General features: G+C 75.8%; 15 protein-coding genes. 4 read left to right on the top strand and 11 right to left on the bottom strand.

Going from position 1 to position 15,858, the window contains the following annotated elements:
- Positions 1–9: 9 nt before the first annotated feature.
- From EDD28_RS10405 to EDD28_RS10390, 4 genes are read right to left on the bottom strand one after another with little or no spacing between them, the layout of a single operon-like run.
- A complete protein-coding gene (locus EDD28_RS10405; protein ID WP_123739541.1) occupies positions 10–369 on the bottom strand; it encodes a twin-arginine translocase TatA/TatE family subunit in 360 nt (119 codons plus the stop codon).
- Positions 366–1,817 carry a S1C family serine protease gene (locus tag EDD28_RS10400; protein ID WP_245967993.1) on the bottom strand — a complete coding sequence of 484 codons (1,452 nt, stop codon included), beginning with the start codon at positions 1,815–1,817 and terminating at the stop codon, positions 366–368. The genes EDD28_RS10405 and EDD28_RS10400 overlap by 4 nt, the downstream gene beginning before the upstream one ends.
- Complete coding sequence (locus EDD28_RS17160) at positions 1,810–2,670, bottom strand: hypothetical protein (RefSeq protein ID WP_148059592.1); 861 nt, start codon at positions 2,668–2,670, stop codon at positions 1,810–1,812. Before EDD28_RS17160 ends, EDD28_RS10400 begins: the two co-directional genes overlap by 8 nt.
- Positions 2,667–3,260 (bottom strand): sigma-70 family RNA polymerase sigma factor, encoded by a 594-nt coding sequence (locus EDD28_RS10390; RefSeq protein WP_123739538.1) that lies wholly within the window; start codon positions 3,258–3,260, stop codon positions 2,667–2,669. The genes EDD28_RS17160 and EDD28_RS10390 overlap by 4 nt, the downstream gene beginning before the upstream one ends.
- 137 nt (positions 3,261–3,397) lie before the next feature.
- Between EDD28_RS10390 and EDD28_RS10385 the strand changes: the two genes are divergently transcribed.
- Positions 3,398–4,033, top strand: a complete 636-nt coding sequence (locus EDD28_RS10385) for an O-methyltransferase (protein ID WP_123739537.1) — start codon at positions 3,398–3,400, stop codon at positions 4,031–4,033.
- 37 nt (positions 4,034–4,070) lie between these two features.
- On the opposite strand, the gene EDD28_RS10380 is transcribed toward EDD28_RS10385, so the two are convergent.
- The 6 genes from EDD28_RS10380 to EDD28_RS10355 form a co-directional block, all read right to left on the bottom strand.
- A complete protein-coding gene (locus EDD28_RS10380; RefSeq protein ID WP_123739536.1) occupies positions 4,071–5,723 on the bottom strand; it encodes a leucyl aminopeptidase family protein in 1,653 nt (550 codons plus the stop codon).
- A gap of 22 nt (positions 5,724–5,745) precedes the next feature.
- Entirely contained in the window at positions 5,746–5,913 is a 168-nt protein-coding gene (locus EDD28_RS10375) for a DUF3117 domain-containing protein (RefSeq protein WP_123739535.1), read from the bottom strand.
- Between the two features lie 105 nt (positions 5,914–6,018).
- On the bottom strand, positions 6,019–6,366 hold the full coding sequence (locus EDD28_RS17350; RefSeq protein ID WP_170169425.1) for a hypothetical protein: 348 nt from the start codon (positions 6,364–6,366) through the stop codon (positions 6,019–6,021).
- Positions 6,366–7,166, bottom strand: coding sequence for an LOG family protein (locus EDD28_RS10365; RefSeq protein ID WP_123739534.1), 801 nt, complete (start codon positions 7,164–7,166; stop codon positions 6,366–6,368). The genes EDD28_RS17350 and EDD28_RS10365 overlap by 1 nt, the downstream gene beginning before the upstream one ends.
- Before the next feature lie 57 nt (positions 7,167–7,223).
- Positions 7,224–8,333 carry a succinyl-diaminopimelate desuccinylase gene (gene dapE / locus EDD28_RS10360; protein ID WP_123739533.1) on the bottom strand — a complete coding sequence of 370 codons (1,110 nt, stop codon included), beginning with the start codon at positions 8,331–8,333 and terminating at the stop codon, positions 7,224–7,226.
- Between the two features lie 57 nt (positions 8,334–8,390).
- The gene (locus EDD28_RS10355; RefSeq protein WP_123739532.1) at positions 8,391–9,923 is read right to left on the bottom strand and encodes an NAD(P)H-quinone dehydrogenase; all 1,533 of its coding nucleotides are present in this window, start codon (positions 9,921–9,923) and stop codon (positions 8,391–8,393) included.
- A 131-nt stretch (positions 9,924–10,054) separates the two neighbouring features.
- Between EDD28_RS10355 and EDD28_RS10350 the strand changes: the two genes are divergently transcribed.
- The 3 genes from EDD28_RS10350 (at position 10,055) to EDD28_RS10340 (ending at position 14,635) form a co-directional block, all read left to right on the top strand.
- Complete coding sequence (locus tag EDD28_RS10350) at positions 10,055–10,954, top strand: purine-nucleoside phosphorylase (RefSeq protein ID WP_123739531.1); 900 nt, start codon at positions 10,055–10,057, stop codon at positions 10,952–10,954.
- Between the two features lie 55 nt (positions 10,955–11,009).
- Positions 11,010–12,863 carry a phospho-sugar mutase gene (locus tag EDD28_RS10345; RefSeq protein WP_342769935.1) on the top strand — a complete coding sequence of 618 codons (1,854 nt, stop codon included), beginning with the start codon at positions 11,010–11,012 and terminating at the stop codon, positions 12,861–12,863.
- An 80-nt stretch (positions 12,864–12,943) separates the two neighbouring features.
- Positions 12,944–14,635 carry a glycoside hydrolase family 13 protein gene (locus EDD28_RS10340; RefSeq protein ID WP_123739530.1) on the top strand — a complete coding sequence of 564 codons (1,692 nt, stop codon included), beginning with the start codon at positions 12,944–12,946 and terminating at the stop codon, positions 14,633–14,635.
- Between the two features lie 61 nt (positions 14,636–14,696).
- On the opposite strand, the gene EDD28_RS10335 is transcribed toward EDD28_RS10340, so the two are convergent.
- Positions 14,697–15,809 (bottom strand): adenosine deaminase, encoded by a 1,113-nt coding sequence (locus EDD28_RS10335; RefSeq protein WP_123739529.1) that lies wholly within the window; start codon positions 15,807–15,809, stop codon positions 14,697–14,699.
- Between the last annotated feature and the right edge of the window lie 49 nt (positions 15,810–15,858).

The raw sequence follows: 15,858 nt of genomic DNA, 5'->3' as shown, positions 1-15,858 counted from the left end.
GGACCGGCGCTACGTCGCCTCGTCGTCGAACGCCGGCCGGCCACCGGGCCGGAAGGCCGCGGTCGGTCCCGGACGCGCGGCGTCCCCACCGGCGGTCGGGGGGCCGGTCGGACCGGCGTCGTCGTCCGCGAGCGCGTCGCGGATGATGCGGCGCGGGTCGTACTGCCGGGGGTCGTACTGGCGCAGGTCGTCGATCTCGGGACCGAGCTCCTCCCGGACCCGCTCGGTCGCGCCCGTCGCGATGCGCTTGACCTCGCGCACGAGCCGGCCGAGCTGACGCGCGTACTCGGGCAGCCGCTCGGGACCGACGACCAGGAGCACGACGACCGCGAGGATCATCCACTCCCACCCGTTGATCGAGCCGATCACCGCGAGCGCTCCTCCCCGAGGACCACGGGCACGTCCCGGTCGACGTCGTCGTCCCGGATCGTCAGGACCACGGTGTCGCCCGGCGCGTGGGCGCGGATCGCGACGATGAGCTCGTCCGGCGCGGTGACGGGCCGCGAGTCGATCGCCACGATGACGTCGCCCGGCCGGATCCCCGCCTGCTCGGCCGGACCGCCGGCCGTGAGCGGCTGGACGCCGTCCTCCGTCGGCTGGGTGCTCACCTTGACGCCGACCCCGACCCAGGAGGAGTCGAGGAGCACCCCGATGACGGGGTAGGTGGCGTAGCCGTGCGCGATGAGCTGCTCGGCCGTGCGTCGCGCCTGGTTGCTGGGGATCGCGAACCCGAGGCCGATGCTGCCGGTCGCCTGCTGCCCGCCGCTCGCCTGCGCGATCGCCGAGTTGATGCCGATGACGGCGCCGCTCGCGTCGAGCAGCGGGCCGCCGGAGTTGCCCGGGTTGATCGCCGCGTCCGTCTGGATCGCGTTGATGAACGAGATCGAGCTGGCGTCGCCCGCCTGGACGGGCCGGTTCAGCGCGCTCACGATGCCGGCGGTCACGGTGCCCTGGAGCCCGAGCGGCGCGCCGACGGCCACGACCTCCTGGCCGACGACCACGCCGTCGGAGTCGGCCAGCGGGAGCGCGGGCACGTCGGTGCGGTCGACGGAGACGACGGCGAGGTCGTAGTCGTGCGTGATGCCGACGACCGTCCCGGTGCTCTGCTCGCCGTCCGCGTACAGGACGGTCAGGGTCGCCCCGTCGGCGTCCGAGCCGGCGACGACGTGCGCGTTGGTCAGGATGAACCCGTCCTCGCGGATGACGAACCCGGAACCGGACGAGCCGCTGCCGTCGGTCTGACGAACCTGGATCGAGACCGTGCTGGGCAGCGCGCGCGCCGCGATGTCGACGACGTCGATCCGCGCGCCCGGGTCGATCGGGCCACCGGGTGCGAGCGGCAGCGTGTCCGGCAGGGGGGTGTCGGGCAGCTCGGTCTGCTCCGGCTCGGGCTGCGGCTCCGGCGCGCTCGGCTCGGCGGACGGGCTCGGTCCGAGCCCGGTGGGCGGCTCGGACGGCGCCGGCGCGCTGGAGGTCGCGGCCTCGATCCCGAACCACGGGGCGAGCAGCAGGCCGCCGAGCGTGCCGACGAGCAGGGCGAGGACGCCGACGACGGCGACGACCGCGCCACCGACCCCGCGCCGGGCGGTGCGGTCACGGCGCGGAGCCCGGCGGCGGGCGCGCGGCGCCCCCGGCGTCACGACCCCGGTCGGGTCGTCGGCCGGGGCAGCGGGCGTGCCGACCCCGGCGCCGGACTCGTCCGGTTCGCCCGGTCCGGACGGTGCGACGTCCTGTCGGGCCAGCTCCTCCGGCGTCGGCCACGGCCACGCCTCGAGGCCGCCCGGCTCGTCCCGCTCGGTCCCGTCCGGCTCAGTCACCGGTGACCACCCGCCAGCCAGCCTCGAACCGGGCGGACCACTCCGGGGTCGGCTCGTCGAACGCGGCCAGCAGCTCCGCGACGGCGCCGGCATCCCCGCGCACCGCGACGACGTCGTCGCCGAGCTGGGTCACCCACCAGCCGTCCACCTCGTGCGCGACGTGCCCGGCGAGGGCCGTCGCGTCGAAGACGCCCTCCGGCAGCTCGAGCCGGCCGTGCGCCTCGACCACGGTCACGGGCGTCCCGTCGAGGGAGAGCTCGACGAGCACGACGCCCGGCTCCAGCACCTGCGCCTGGGCGATGCTCGCCGCCGTCGGGAGCACCGTGGGGGCGACGAAGCCGCGCGGCCAGCTCGCCGGGGACGACGCCTCGTCGTCGCCGGCGTCGGCGAGCCCGGCGTTCCCGACGACCAGCGTGGGCGCCGGGGCGACCTGGGCGAGCACCTCCGGACCCCGTCCGGTCGGCGTGCCGAGCGCGTAGAGCGTGCCGACGGCGGCGAGCCCGGCGACGCCGACGGCGGCGGCGCCGACCAGCGCCAGGCGCGGCGTGATGCCGGGGTGGCGAGCGCCGTCGGCCCAGGGCGCCGCACCCGACGCGCCCGCGCCCGTCCCCGCGGCCGCGGTCCCGGCGGCGGCCGTCCCGGCCGACACGGCGAGGATCCGGTCCGTGAGCCCGGCCGGCATCCCGACGCAGCGCAGCGACGAGGCGACCCGGCGCGCGCGACGCTCCTGCTCGACCTCCTCCTGGCAGCTCCGGCACGACGCGAGGTGGTCGAGGGCCCGACGCCGCTCGGCTCCGACGAGGTGGTCGTCGACCAGCTCGCTCACCCGCGCCCCGAGGTGCCACCCGATCACGACGACGCCCCCGGCAGCGGCGCGAGCCCGAGCGGCCCGGCGGCGCGCTGGGCCTGCGGCGAGCGGTGCGCGAGCGCCTCGCGCAGGCGCGCGCGGCCGCGGTGGATGCGCGAGCGGACGGTGCCGAGCGAGACGCCGAGCACGTCGGCGATCTCCTCGTAGGTGAGGTCCTCGATGTCCCGGAGCACGACCGCCGCGCGGTACTCGGGGGCGAGCGCGCCGAGGGCGGCCTGGACGTCGAGGTCGAGGTTGCTCATCTCGAACGACCGCTCGGGCTCGTCGACCCGGTTCGCGCGTGGCGCGTCGGCCTCGTAGGAGCCGAGCGGGAACGCCGGCTGGCGCTGCTTGCGCCGGACCTGGTCGAGGAACAGGTTCGTGGTGATCCGGTGCAGCCAGCCGGAGAACGTGCCGGGCCGGTAGCCGTCGAGCGAGCGGAACACGCGCAGGAACACCTCCTGCGTCAGGTCCTCGGCGTCGGCCGCCTGGCCGGTCAGGCGGTACGCGAGCCGGTAGACCTGGGGCGAGTACTCGCGCACGACCTCGTCCCAGGTGGGCGGCTGCCAGGTGGCATCCTCGGGAATCTCGGGCACGCGTTCCTCACGGCTCGGGCGGCTTCATGCGGACCCACCATGCTACGCCCACCGGCGTACGACGCGGGACGGGGTCTCGCGGTGCGCGGCAGGCGCGCCCCCTACGATGGCACCATTACCGAGCGGGAGGACGGGTCATGGGAGCCGCCGACAAGGCACAGAGCTGGCGCTACGTCGAGGAGATCACGCCCGAGGGCGCCCCGGCGGCCGGCGCGCGCGCTCGCGCCGTCGAGCTCGACGTCGACTCCGTGACGCCCGCGACGGGCGCCCTGCTCGCGACGCTCGCGGCCGCGGCCGGGGCCCGGCACGTCGTCGAGATCGGGACCGGGGCCGGCGTCTCCGGCGCCTGGCTGCTCGCCGGGATGCCGTCGGACGGGATCCTCACGACGATCGACGTCGACGTCGAGCACCAGCGCTCGGCCCGCACCGCGTTCGCCGACGCCGGCGTCCCCACCTCGCGCACCCGCACGATCGGCGGTCGGGCGCTCGAGGTCCTCCCCCGGCTCGCGGACGGCGCCTACGACCTCGTCCTGATCGACACCGACGTCGCCGACCTGCAGCTCCTGCTCGAGCAGGGGCGGCGCCTCCTGCGCGTCGGCGGGACGCTCGTCGTGCCGCACGCGCTCTGGTTCGACCAGGTCGCCGACCCGGCGCGGCGCGACCCCGAGACCACGACGATGCGGGAGCTGGTCCGCTCCCTGCTGGAGTCGGAGGAGTGGACGGCGTCCCTGCTGCCGGTGGGCAGCGGCGTCGTCGTCGCCGTCAAGCGGTAGCCGGTCCCTCGGCGACCGGCGACGTCGGCGCGGTCGGTCAGCCGAGCGAGGCGAGCCAGCGCACGAGGAGCCGCACGCCGAAGCCGGTGGCGCCCTCCGGGATCTCGCCCCTGGCCTTCGCCGAGCGCGCCGGGCCCGCGATGTCGAGGTGCGCCCACGGGCGTCCCCCGGTGAACCGCTCGAGGAAGAGGCCGGCCGTGACGGTCCCGGCGGAGACGTGCGGGTCGGTCGCGATGTGCGCGACGTCGGCGACGTCGGAGTCGAGCGCCGCGCGGTAGTCGGCGACGAGCGGGAGCCGCCACAGCTCCTCCCCCGTCTCGCGTCCGGCCAGCTCCAGCGCGCCGGCGAGCGCGTCCCGCGGCGTGAGGACAGCCCCCATGCCGCGGCCGAGCGCGAGCCCGGCCGCTCCGGTGAGGGTCGCGACGTCGAGCAGGACGTCCGGATCCCACGTCTGCGCGGCCCAGGCGAGGCCGTCGGCCAGGACCATCCGGCCCTCGGCGTCGGTGTTGCGGATCTCGACGGTCGTGCCGTCCCACACGCGCACGACGTCGCCCGGCCGGTAGGAGGAGCCGGAGAAGGCGTTCTCGGCGAGCGCCATGACGCCGACGACCCGGACCGGCAGCCGCAGCCGCGCGGCGCTGAGCACCGTCGCGAGGGCGACGGCCGAGCCCGTCATGTCCGTCTTCATCGTGGCCATGCCCTCGCGCGGCTTGAGCGCGAGGCCGCCCGTGTCGTACGTGATGCCCTTGCCGACGATGGCGACGGTGGGGCCCTGCGGGGCGCGGCGCGTGCCGCGTCGTCCGTCGTAGCCGACGGCGACGAGGCGGGGCGGGTTGACCGAGCCGGACCCGACGGCCAGCATGCCGCCGAAGCCGTGCGAGGCGAGCCAGCGCTCGTCGTGCACCTCGATCGTGAGGTCGAGCGTCTCGCCGGCGGCGCCGGACGACCCGGTGCCGGACGACCCGGCGGCCTGCGCGGTCACGGCCTCGACCAGCTCGCGCGCGCGGTCGGCGAGCCACTCCGGCGTCGCGACGTCAGCCGGCGTCGCGGCGAGCGTCCTGGCGATGGCGGTCCCGGCGGCGAGCGCGACGGCACGGTCGGCCGCCTCGGCCAGCTCGGCGGCGGCGGTCGTGCCCGTGGTGGCCAGCGTCGCCAGCCCGAGCCGGCTCAGACGCCGCGCTGGCTCGCCCGTCTTGCGGGTGTACGCGGTGTGGGAGGCGAGCAGCGCGCCGACGACGAAGGCGACGTCGCCGCCGTCCCGGTCGCCCCGCGTCTCGCGGTCGACGAGCGGGACGGTGGTGAGGACGCGTCCCCAGGACGCGGCGGCGCGGGCGAGCTGGGCGCCCGCGAGGCGCAGGTCGGCCGACGTGCCGTCCCCGACGCCGACGAGCACGAGCCGGCGCGGCAGATCGCGCCACTGGGCCGTGCCGGCGAGCAGCCGAGGGAGCGGGACCGTGACGATCTCGCCGGCCTTCCCCGTCGCACCGGTCAGCTCGGCGAGGTCCGCGAGGTCGATGCCGTACCAGGTCGCGACGTCGGCGACGCCGCTGCGCGGCTGGACGCCGTCGTCACCGCCCTGCGTGATCGGCGGGGCGATGGGGACGGCGACCGCGTCCCAGTCGGCTGCCGTCGCCCCCGTGAGGGGGACGACCTCGACCGACGGGAACGGCGGGGTGGCGAGGTCGGTCATCCCTGCGGGATACCCGGGAGCGTCAGCCGACGACGCCGGCGAGGGCGTCCCGCAGGGCCTCGGCCTCCGCGGCGTTGAGCTCGACGACGAGGCGGCCGCCGCCCTCGAGCGGGACCCGCATGACGAGTCCGCGGCCTTCCTTCGTCACCTCGAGCGGTCCGTCTCCAGTCCTCGGCTTCATCGCGGCCATCGCGGGTGGTCCCTCCGTGTCGATCGGACTTCTCAGTCAGGCCCGTGACAGCCGTCGATCCACGCGCGGGGGCACGGGTCGGGGCTGCAACGGTTCGGACCCATTCTAGTCCGACGGAGGGGTGGCGGGAGCCTCGTCGGCCGGGTCGACCGGCCGGACGCGGCCCGGGAGGGTGCCGTACGGCGTCGCGAGACCCACGACGTCATCGCCCTCGAGACCCGCCCAGACGTCGTGGTCGGCGGCGGCGTCGGCGCCGTCCCGGCCGGTGACGCCGGCGCCCGGCCCGCCGGTGCCAGACGGTCCGCCCGGCCAGCCGACGAGCCCGGCCGCCGCCGGGTAGGGCTCGTCGAGACCGCCGATGTCGGCGACCCGACCGCGCAGGAGCACGACGCCGGCCGCGACCAGGAGCAGCACGAGGGGGACGCCGAGCAGGACGGCGCGCAGCAGCGCCATCAGTCGACGCCGTCGGTGGCGGCCTCGTGCATCGCGGCCTCCTTGGCCGCGAGCCCGTTGGCGGCCGTCGTGACGTGGCGGACGGCGTCCACCGCGTCGTCGGTGACGTAGAACAGGTCGAGGTCGCGGGGGCCGATGAGGCCGCGCTCGCGCAGCGCGGAGTCGAGCCAGTCGATCAGCCCGCTCCAGAACGAGCGGCCGACGAGCACGATCGGGAACTGGCGGACCTTGCCGGTCTGGACGAGCGTCACGGCCTCGAACAGCTCGTCCATCGTGCCGAACCCGCCCGGCAGCACGATGAAGCCGGTCGCGTACTTGACGAACATCGTCTTGCGCGCGAAGAAGTACCGGAAGTTGACGCCGAGGTCGACGTAGGAGTTGAGCCCCTGCTCGAACGGCAGCTCGATCCCGAGCCCGACCGAGACGCCGCCAGCCTCGTGGGCCCCCTTGTTCGCCGCCTCCATGATGCCCGGGCCACCGCCGGTGATGACCGCGAACCCGGCCCGCACGAGCTCGGTCGCGACCTCCTCGGCGAGCGCGTACTCGGGGTCGCCGGGCCGCACGCGGGCCGAGCCGAAGACGCTGACGGCCGGGCCGAGCTCGGCGAGCGCGCCGAAGCCCTCGACGAACTCCGACTGGATGCGCAGGACGCGCCACGGGTCGGCGTGCAGCCAGTCCTCGGAGCCGGAGGTCGGAGCGAGCAGACGCTCGTCGAAGGTCGACTCGGGCACCTGGCTGCCCCGGAGCGTCACCGGCCCCTTGTGGTAGGTGCTGCGGGACGGGCGCGCGTGCTCACTCACTCGGGTCTCCTCCTGCTCACGTGCGGGCCACCCGCACCGGTGCTCGACGTTACCCGGTCAGCCGAGCCACGCCGCGAGGGCCGCGGCGACGTCGGTGACCTGCTGGGTCGGGCAGTGCTCGTCGTCGTGGTGGGCGAGCATCGGGTCGCCGGGACCGAAGTTGACCGCGGGGATGCCGAGCTCCGAGAACCGGGCGACGTCCGTCCAGCCGTACTTGGGGTTCACCCGCGCGCCCGTCGCCGTCCGTGCGGCCTCGACGAACGCGGCCGCGGCCGGGTGGTCGAGACCGGGCCGGGCGCCGGCCGCCGCGTCCGTCGTCGTCAGCGTGAGCCCGGGGACGGCCGCGAGCGCCGGGGCGAGCACGGCCGCGACGTAGCGCTCGGCGTCCGCGACCGAGCGCGACGGCGCGAACCGGTAGTTGACGGTGACCACCGCCTCGTCGGGGACGACGTTCCCGGCGATCCCGCCCCGGATGCCGACGGCGCCGAGGCTCTCCCGGTAGTCGAGCCCGTCGACCGTCACGGTCTCGGCCGTGTGCCCGGCGAGCGCGGCGAGGACGGGGGCGAGGTCGTGGACGGCGTTGTGACCGCGCCAGGCGCGGGCCGAGTGCGCCGCCGTGCCGCTCGCGCGCACCTCGACGCGGATCGTTCCGTTGCAGCCGCCCTCGATCTGCGCGTCGGTCGGCTCGGCGAGGATGGCGAACTCGCCGTCGAGCCACTCGGGGTGGTGCCGCGCCACCCGGCCGAGGCCGTTGAGGCTCGAGTCAACCTCCTCGTGGTCGTAGAGAACCCAGGTGACGTCGTAGCGGGGGTCGACGAGCGTCGCGGCGAGGTGGAGCATGACGGCGACGCCGCCCTTCATGTCGACGCTCCCCCGGCCCCACAGGACCTCCCGACCGTCGCGCTCCTCCAGCCGGCCCGGCACGTTGTCCTTGATCGGCACCGTGTCCAGGTGGCCGGCGACGACGACCCGCATCGCGCGGCCGCGGCTCGTCCTGGCGAGCACCGCGTCGCCGTCCCGCAGCACCTCCAGGTGGGGGTGGGCGCGCAGGGCGGCCTCGACGCCGTCGGCGAGCGCGGTCTCGTCCCCGGAGACGGAGGGGACGTCGACGACGGCGCGGAACAGCTCGGTCACCGGGACGCTCCCGGGCGCTGGCAGGGTGCTCACCCCGCCAGCCTAGGAGCAGGTCGGCGGTGAGCGACGCGGCGGCCGCGCCGGACGCGGCTAGGAGTGCAGCGGCTCGTGGAGCTGGCGCGCGGCCTCGGCGATCGAGCCGGAGAGCGACGGGTAGATGGTCATGGAGTTCGCAAGCTGGTCGGCCGTGCGGCGGTTCGCGACGGCCAGCGTGATCGGGTAGATCAGCTCGCTCGCGCGCGGCCCGACCACGACGCCGCCGAGGATCGTGCCGTCACCCTCCCGGGCGATCAGCTTGATGAAGCCCTCGCGCACGTCGAGCATCTTCGCGCGCGGGTTGCGCGGCAGCGGCACCGTGACGACGCGCGCGCCGCGCGCGGCCGCCTCGGCCTCCCCGATGCCGACCGTCGCGATCTCGGGCGAGGTGAACACGGTCGCGGGGACGCGGCTGGTGTCGAGGGGGGAGACCGCGTCGCCGAGCGCGTGCCACATCGCGACCCGGCCCTGCGTCGCCGCGACGGATGCCAGCGGGAAGACGCCCGTGACGTCGCCGGCGGCGTAGATGCCGCGCGTCGTCGTGCGGGAGACCCGGTCCACCAGCACGTGCCCGCTCGGCGTCAGCTCGACGCCGGCGTCGTGCAGTCCGAGCCCCGCGGTGTTCGGGACGCCGCCGACCGCCATGAGGCAGTGCGAGCCGGTGACGCTGCGGCCGTCCTGCAGCTCGACCACCACCTCGTCGCCGTGCCGCGTGGCCGAGACGGCGCGCGAGTTCGCCATGACGGTCATCCCGCGGCGGCAGAACACGTCCTCGATGAGCTCGGCCGCGTCGGCGTCGTTGCCCGGCAGCACGCGGTCGCGGCTCGAGACGAGCACGACGTCGGCTCCGAGCGCGGCGAACGCGCCCGCGAACTCGGCGCCCGTGACGCCCGACCCGACGACGACGAGCCGCTCCGGCATCGCCGTGAGGTTGTACACCTGCGTCCAGGTGAGGATGCGCTCGCCGTCGGGCACCGCCGTCGGGAGCACGCGGGGCGAGACCCCCGTCGAGACGAGGACGACGTCCGCGTCGAGCCGGTGCTCGCGCCCGGGGCCGGAGCCGGGCGTGCGCTCCTCGGCCACGACGGTGTCGGGCGCGGACAGGCGACCCGTGCCGTGGATGATCCGGATGCCCTCGCGCTCGAGTCGGCCGGCGATGTCGTTCGACTGCTGCTCGGCCAGCGCGCGGACGCGCTCGTTGACGGCGCCGAGGTCGACGTCGAAGACGGCCGGCTCGACGTCGGGGGTCGGCGCGCCGGCCGGGGTGGCCGACCCGGCGATCCGGATCCCCAGCTCGTCCGCGCTCTCGACGAGCGTGAGCCACTCGGCCGTCGCGATGAGTGTCTTCGACGGCACGACGTCCGTGAGCACGGCAGCTCCCCCGACGCCGCGCCGCTCGACCAGCGTCACGTCGGAGCCGAGCTGACGCGCCACGAGCGCCGCCTCGTAGCCGCCCGGGCCGCCGCCGACGACGACGACGCGACTGCCCCGCCGCGTGGCCGACGCGCCGCGGTGCGGCTCGGCGGGGCTGACGGTCGCCGCGGTGGTCGCCGACTCGGGTTGGGGCTGCGCTGCTCCGGTCACCATGCGCCCATCATGCCGAGTCGGTCGTGCCGCGCCCTACTCCGGTCCTCCGGCCGGCCGTGTCGGACCGGTCCCGCCGACCGTGTCGGCACGCAACCCTCGCGCGCGCGACACGGGGGGACTAGCGTGCAGACGTGACCGACACCACTGCCTCCACCGCGTCCGCCTCACCCGCCCAGCTCGACCTCGACGACCCGCGCACCGACCCGTTCGCCGTCGCCGAGGCCGCCGCGCTCCAGATCGCCGCCGAGACGGGCGTCACGCGCCACGACGTCGCGCTCGTCCTCGGGTCGGGCTGGGGCGGGGCAGCCGACCTGCTCGGCGAGACGGTCGCCGAGATCCCGGCCGAGCGGATCGTCGGCTTCTCGGCGCCGGCCGTCGCGGGTCACGGCGCGACCATCCGGTCGATCCGGATCGAGCACGACGAGCACGCGCCGACCGGCGAGGGCGCCTACGGCGAGGACACGTACGCGCTCGTCCTCGGCTCGCGCACGCACCTGTACGAGGGCCGGGGCGTGCGCCGCGTCGCGCACGGGGTCCGCACGGCCGCGGCCGCCGGCGCCCGGACGATCGTGCTGACGAACGGCTGCGGCGGGCTCAACCCGGACTGGGCGCCCGGCACGCCCGTGCTCATCCGCGACCACATCAACCTCACGGCGCAGTCCCCGCTGGAGGGGGCGACGTTCGTCGACCTCACCGACCTCTACACACCCCGCCTGCGCGAGCTCGCCCGCCGCGTCGACCCCTCGCTGGACGAGGGCGTCTACGTCCAGTTCCGCGGCCCGCACTACGAGAGCCCCGCCGAGGTCCGCATGGCCGGCATCATCGGCGGCGACCTCGTCGGGATGTCGACGACGCTCGAGGCGATCGCCGCGCGCCAGGCCGGCCTCGACGTGCTCGGCCTCTCGCTCGTGACCAACGCGGCCGCCGGCATCTCCCCCACGCCGCTGTCGCACGCCGAGGTCATCGAGGCCGGCAAGGCCGCGGGGCCGCGGATCAGCGCCCTGCTCGCCTCCATCGTCCGGAGCCTGTGACCCTCCGGCGTCCCGCACCTGCCACCAGCCCCGCGCTGGACCTGAGACGGAGCCGATGACGATGTCAGCCCGCACCCCGTGCCCCGGCGATGCCCTCGGTCTCGACCGGCTCGCCGACTGGGTGCTCCCGCGCGCGCTCGCGTGGCTCGCCGACGACCCGGACGAGGCGACGGCGGCCGAGGCCACCGCCCTCGTCCACGCGGCCGAGCAGGGCGACGCCGACGCGATCCGCGAGCTCACCGACCGGTTCTCCGGCACGCTCCAGTTCGGCACCGCCGGGCTGCGGGGTGCGATCGGGGCCGGGAGCAACCGGATGAACCGGGCCGTCGTGCTGCGCGCCGCAGCCGGCCTGGTCGCATTCCTCCGGGCGGAGCTCGCGGCCACGGGTGGGCGTCCCCGCGTCGTCATCGGCTACGACGCGCGGCACTACTCCCGCGTGTTCGCGCTCGACACGGCGGCCGTGGTGACCGCTGCCGGCGGCGAGGCCCTGCTCATGCCGCAGGAGTGGCCGACGCCGATCCTCGCGTTCGCCGTCCGCCACCTCGGCGCGGACGCCGGGGTCATGGTGACGGCGTCGCACAACCCGGCCGCCGACAACGGGTGCAAGGTCTACCTCGGTGGCCGGATCGTCACCGGCTCGGGCAGCGGCGCCCAGATCGTCCCGCCGTACGACGCCGCGATCGCCGAGCGGATCGCCGCCGTCAAGCAGGTGGCCGACATCCCGCGCGCCGAGTCCGGCTGGCGGGTGCTCGACGACACGATCCACGCGGACTACCTCGCCGCCATCGCGCGGCAGCCGGTCGAGCGGGGCGTCGGCGCGCTGCGCGTCGTCACGACGGCGATGCACGGCGTCGGCGGCGCCACGCTCACCTCGGCGCTCGTCCGGGCCGGCGTGACGGACCTGCACACGGTGGCCGCGCAGGCCGAGCCGGACGCGGCCTTCCCGACGGTCGCCTTCCCCAACCCCGAGGAGCCCGGCGCGATGGACCTCGCGTTCGCGCTCGCCCGCGAGGTCGACGCCGATCTGGTCCTCGCCGTCGACCCCGACGCCGACCGGTGCGCCGTCGCCGTCCCCGACGGGGCGGCGGACGGCGGGTGGCGCCGCCTGTCCGGGGACGAGGTCGGCTCGCTGCTCGGGGAGGCGGCGGCCCAGGCGCTCGCGCCCGGCGAGGCGGGCGACGGGGGCGACGCGGACGCGTCGGGCGACGGGGGCGACGCGGAGCCGGCGGACGTCCCGGTCCTCGCGTGCTCGATCGTCTCCTCGCGCCACCTCGCCGCGATCGCCCGCGCCCACGGGCTGCGCCACCGCGCGACGCTCACGGGCTTCAAGTGGATCTCCCGCGTCCCGGGCCTCGTCCTCGGGTACGAGGAGGCCCTCGGCTACTGCGTCGCCCCCGACGTCGTGCGCGACAAGGACGGCATCTCCGCCTCGGTTGCCATCGTCAACCTGCTGGCCCGCGCCCGCGCGGACGGCGGGTCGCTGACGGACGTGCTCGACGCCCTCGCCCGGCGGGACGGCCTCTACCTGTCGGCGCCGGTCACCGTGCGCGTCGATGACGTCTCCCTCATCGGCGACGCCATGGCGCGGCTGCGCTCGCAGCCCCCGTCCTCCCTCGGCGGCTCACCCGTGACGCGCGTGATCGACCTCGCCGACGGGCTCGACGTGCCCGACGCCGACGGCGTCAACGGCGGCGCCTACCGGGTGCCGCCGACCGACGGGATGTGGTTCGAGACGCTCGACGCCACCCGCGTCGTCGTCCGCCCCAGCGGCACCGAGCCGAAGCTCAAGGCCTACCTCGACGTCCTCGTCCCGATCGCCGACGACGAGCCGGTCGATGGGGCACGATGGAGGGCACGCGAGCGCCTCGCCGCGGTCGCCGCCGACGTCGAGGCCGCGATCGCCATCTGACCGACCCGCGACGCTCGGCTCCCGGCTGACCGCCGACCGCCAGCGCGCCCCGCAGACCACCCCCGAGATTGGACCCGTTCGTGAGCACCATCGAGCAGCCCCGTCCCGCGACGTCGCCGTCCGCCGACTGGTGGCGCCAGGCCGTCGTCTACCAGATCTACCCGCGCAGCTTCGCCGACCTCGACGGGAACGGGATCGGCGACCTGCGCGGCGTCACGTCACGCGTCCCCTACCTGCGCGAGCTCGGCGTCGACGCGGTGTGGCTCAGCCCGTTCTACCCCTCGGCGCTGGCCGACGGCGGGTACGACGTCGACGACTACCGCGACGTCGACCCGCGCATCGGCACCCTCGCCGACTTCGACGAGATGACGGCCGCCCTGCACGCGGCTGGCATCCGCGTCATCGTCGACATCGTCCCCAACCACTCCTCCGACCGGCACGCCTTCTTCCGCGCCGCCCTCGCCGCGCCCGCCGGATCGCCCGAGCGCGACCGGTACATCTTCCGCGACGGCCTCGGCGAGAACGGCGAGCTGCCGCCGGCGGACTGGACGGCCGCCTTCGGCGGCCCGGCCTGGGAGCCGGTCGGCGACGGGCAGTGGTACCTGCACACGTTCGCGCGGGAGCAGCCCGACTTCAACTGGGACCACCCGGACGTGCGCGAGGAGTTCCTCACCACGCTGCGGTTCTGGTCGGACCGGGGCGTCGACGGCTTCCGCGTCGACGTGGCGCACCTGCTGCTCAAGGACCTGCCCGAGACCCTGCCCAGCCGGGCCGAGCTGGCGGCGATGGACCGGACGTCGGGCACCCACCCGCTCGAGGACCGCGACGAGGTCCAGGACGTCTACGCCACGTGGCGCGAGGTGTTCGACTCCTACGACCCGCCGCGGATCGCCGTCGCCGAGGCCTGGGTGGCGACCCCGGAGCGCCGCGCGCGGTACGCCGCGCCGACCAGCCTGGGCCAGGCGTTCAACTTCGACCTGCTGACGGCCGACTTCGACGCCGGGCAGTTCCGCCGGATCGTGACGGAGAACCTGGCGCAGTCGGCCGCGGCCGGCTCCTCCTCGACGTGGGTCCTGTCGAACCACGACGTCACCCGGCACGCGACGCGGTACGGCCTCCCGCCGCTCGCGGGCCGCGAGGGCAAGCAGGGCGTCGAGTGGATGCTCGCGGGCGCGCCGGCGGACGGGGTGGACCGCGAGCTCGGTGCCCGGCGGGCGCGGGCCGCCACGCTGTTCCTGCTCGGGCTGCCCGGCAGCACCTACCTCTACCAGGGCGAGGAGCTCGGCCTGCCGGAGGTCGGGGACCTGCCCGGCGACCGGCGCCAGGACCCGGCCTACCACCGGTCGCTCGACCAGGGGACGTGGACGTACGACGGGCTCGGCCGCGACGGCTGCCGCGTGCCTCTGCCCTGGCGGGCGAGCGGCGCCTCGCTCGGGTTCGGCGAGGGCGCGGAGCCCCAGCCGCCGCACCTCCCGCAGCCGGACTGGTTCGCCGAGTACGCCGTCGAGGTCGAGGACGGCGACCCCGACTCCAGCCTCACGCTCTACCGCGAGGCGCTCCGGCTGCGGCGTGAGCTGCAGGCCGCCGAGACGCTCGAGTGGGTCGAGACCGGGAGCGAGGACGTGCTGCGCTTCCGCAGGCCGAACGGGTGGGAGGTCGTGACGAACTTCGGCGGCGAGCCGGCCGAGCTCCCGGCCGGTCGGGTCGTCCTGGCCAGCCGCCGGCTCGACGGCACGCTGCCCGGCGCAACCACGGTCTGGCTCGCCCCCTGACCCGCCGCGAGCGTGGGTTCGGCACCGGGACGCGGTGCCGAACCCACGCTCGACGGAGGCGTCAGCCGCGCGCGGCCTCGAAGCCGGGCAGGATCTGGTCGACGACGATCCGCTCGAGCTCCGGGCGGTGCGCGAACGCGGCCCAGGCGGCCTGGAGCGTCGCCTGCTCGAGGTCGTCGAGGGTCCAGCCGGCCTCCGAGGCGAGCAGCGTCATCTCGCGGGACACGCTCGTCCCCGACATCAGCCGGTTGTCGGTGTTCACGGTGACGGCGAAGCCGAGGTCGCGCAGCAGCGTGATCGGGTGCGCCTCGATCGAGGTGGCGCCCCCCGTCTGGAGGTTCGAGGTCGGCGAGACCTCGAGCGGGATCTGCCGGTCGCGCACCCACTGCGCCACGAGGCCGAGCCGCGCCGTCTCGAGCGGGGCGTCGGGGGCCAGCTCGACGTCGTCCATGATCCGGATGCCGTGCCCGAGCCGCAGGGCGCCCATCTGGAGCGCGCCGAACACGGAGTCGATGCCGTCGGCCTCGCCCGCGTGGATGGTGACGGGGAGCAGGTTCTCGCGCAGCAGGTCGAAGGCGGCGCGGTGGTTCGTCGCCGGGAAGCCCAGCTCGGCTCCGGCGATGTCGAAGCCGACGACGCCGCGCGTGCGGTTCGCGAGGGCGAGCTCGGCGATCTCGGTCGCCCGGTCGGCGTGCCGCATGGCGGTGATGAGCGTGCCGACCTGGATCGTGCGGCCCAGCTCGGCCGCCGCGGCGACGCCCTCGGCGAGGCCCTCCTGCACGGCGTCGACGACCTCCTGGAGCGTGAGGCCGCGCTGCAGGTGCTGCTCGGGCGCGTAGCGCTGCTCGGCGTAGACGACGCCGTCGGCGGCGAGGTCGACGACCGCGTCCCGCGCGACGCGGCGCAGCCCCTCGGCCGTCTGCATGACCGCGACCGTGTGGTCGAAGGTCTCGAGGTAGCGCACGAGCGAGCCGGAGTCGGCCGCGGAGACGAACCAGGCCGCGAGCTCGTCGGGGTCGGACGCCGGCAGCTCGTGGCCGATGTCCTCCGCGAGCTCGAGCAGGGTGGTGGGCCGCAGGCCGCCGTCGAGGTGGTCGTGCAGCACGACCTTCGGCAGGGCGAGGATGAGGCTCTCGGAGAGGGTGGGCATGGCGTCGGGGACCTCGTTCGTCATGACGACAACGGTAGCCGCGCCGGGCGGCGAACCGGGCGGCGAACCGGGC

The organism is Salana multivorans, assembly GCF_003751805.1.
Classification (GTDB): Bacteria; Actinomycetota; Actinomycetes; order Actinomycetales; family Beutenbergiaceae; genus Salana; species Salana multivorans.
This window is presented reverse-complemented; position numbering and strand designations above follow the sequence as displayed.

Bases quoted from the DNA above. Each gene is read 5' to 3' on its own strand.
- EDD28_RS17350 (WP_170169425.1), bottom strand. From the start codon at position 6,366: ATGGCGCTGCTGCGCGCCGTCCTGCTCGGCGTCCCCCTCGTGCTGCTC.
- EDD28_RS10345 (WP_342769935.1), top strand. From the start codon at position 11,010: ATGACGATGTCAGCCCGCACCCCGTGCCCCGGCGATGCCCTCGGTCTC.
- EDD28_RS10355 (WP_123739532.1), bottom strand. From the start codon at position 9,923: ATGGTGACCGGAGCAGCGCAGCCCCAACCCGAGTCGGCGACCACCGCG.
- EDD28_RS10380 (WP_123739536.1), bottom strand. From the start codon at position 5,723: ATGACCGACCTCGCCACCCCGCCGTTCCCGTCGGTCGAGGTCGTCCCC.
- EDD28_RS10335 (WP_123739529.1), bottom strand. From the start codon at position 15,809: ATGACGAACGAGGTCCCCGACGCCATGCCCACCCTCTCCGAGAGCCTC.
- EDD28_RS10385 (WP_123739537.1), top strand. From the start codon at position 3,398: ATGGGAGCCGCCGACAAGGCACAGAGCTGGCGCTACGTCGAGGAGATC.
- EDD28_RS10375 (WP_123739535.1), bottom strand. From the start codon at position 5,913: ATGGCCGCGATGAAGCCGAGGACTGGAGACGGACCGCTCGAGGTGACG.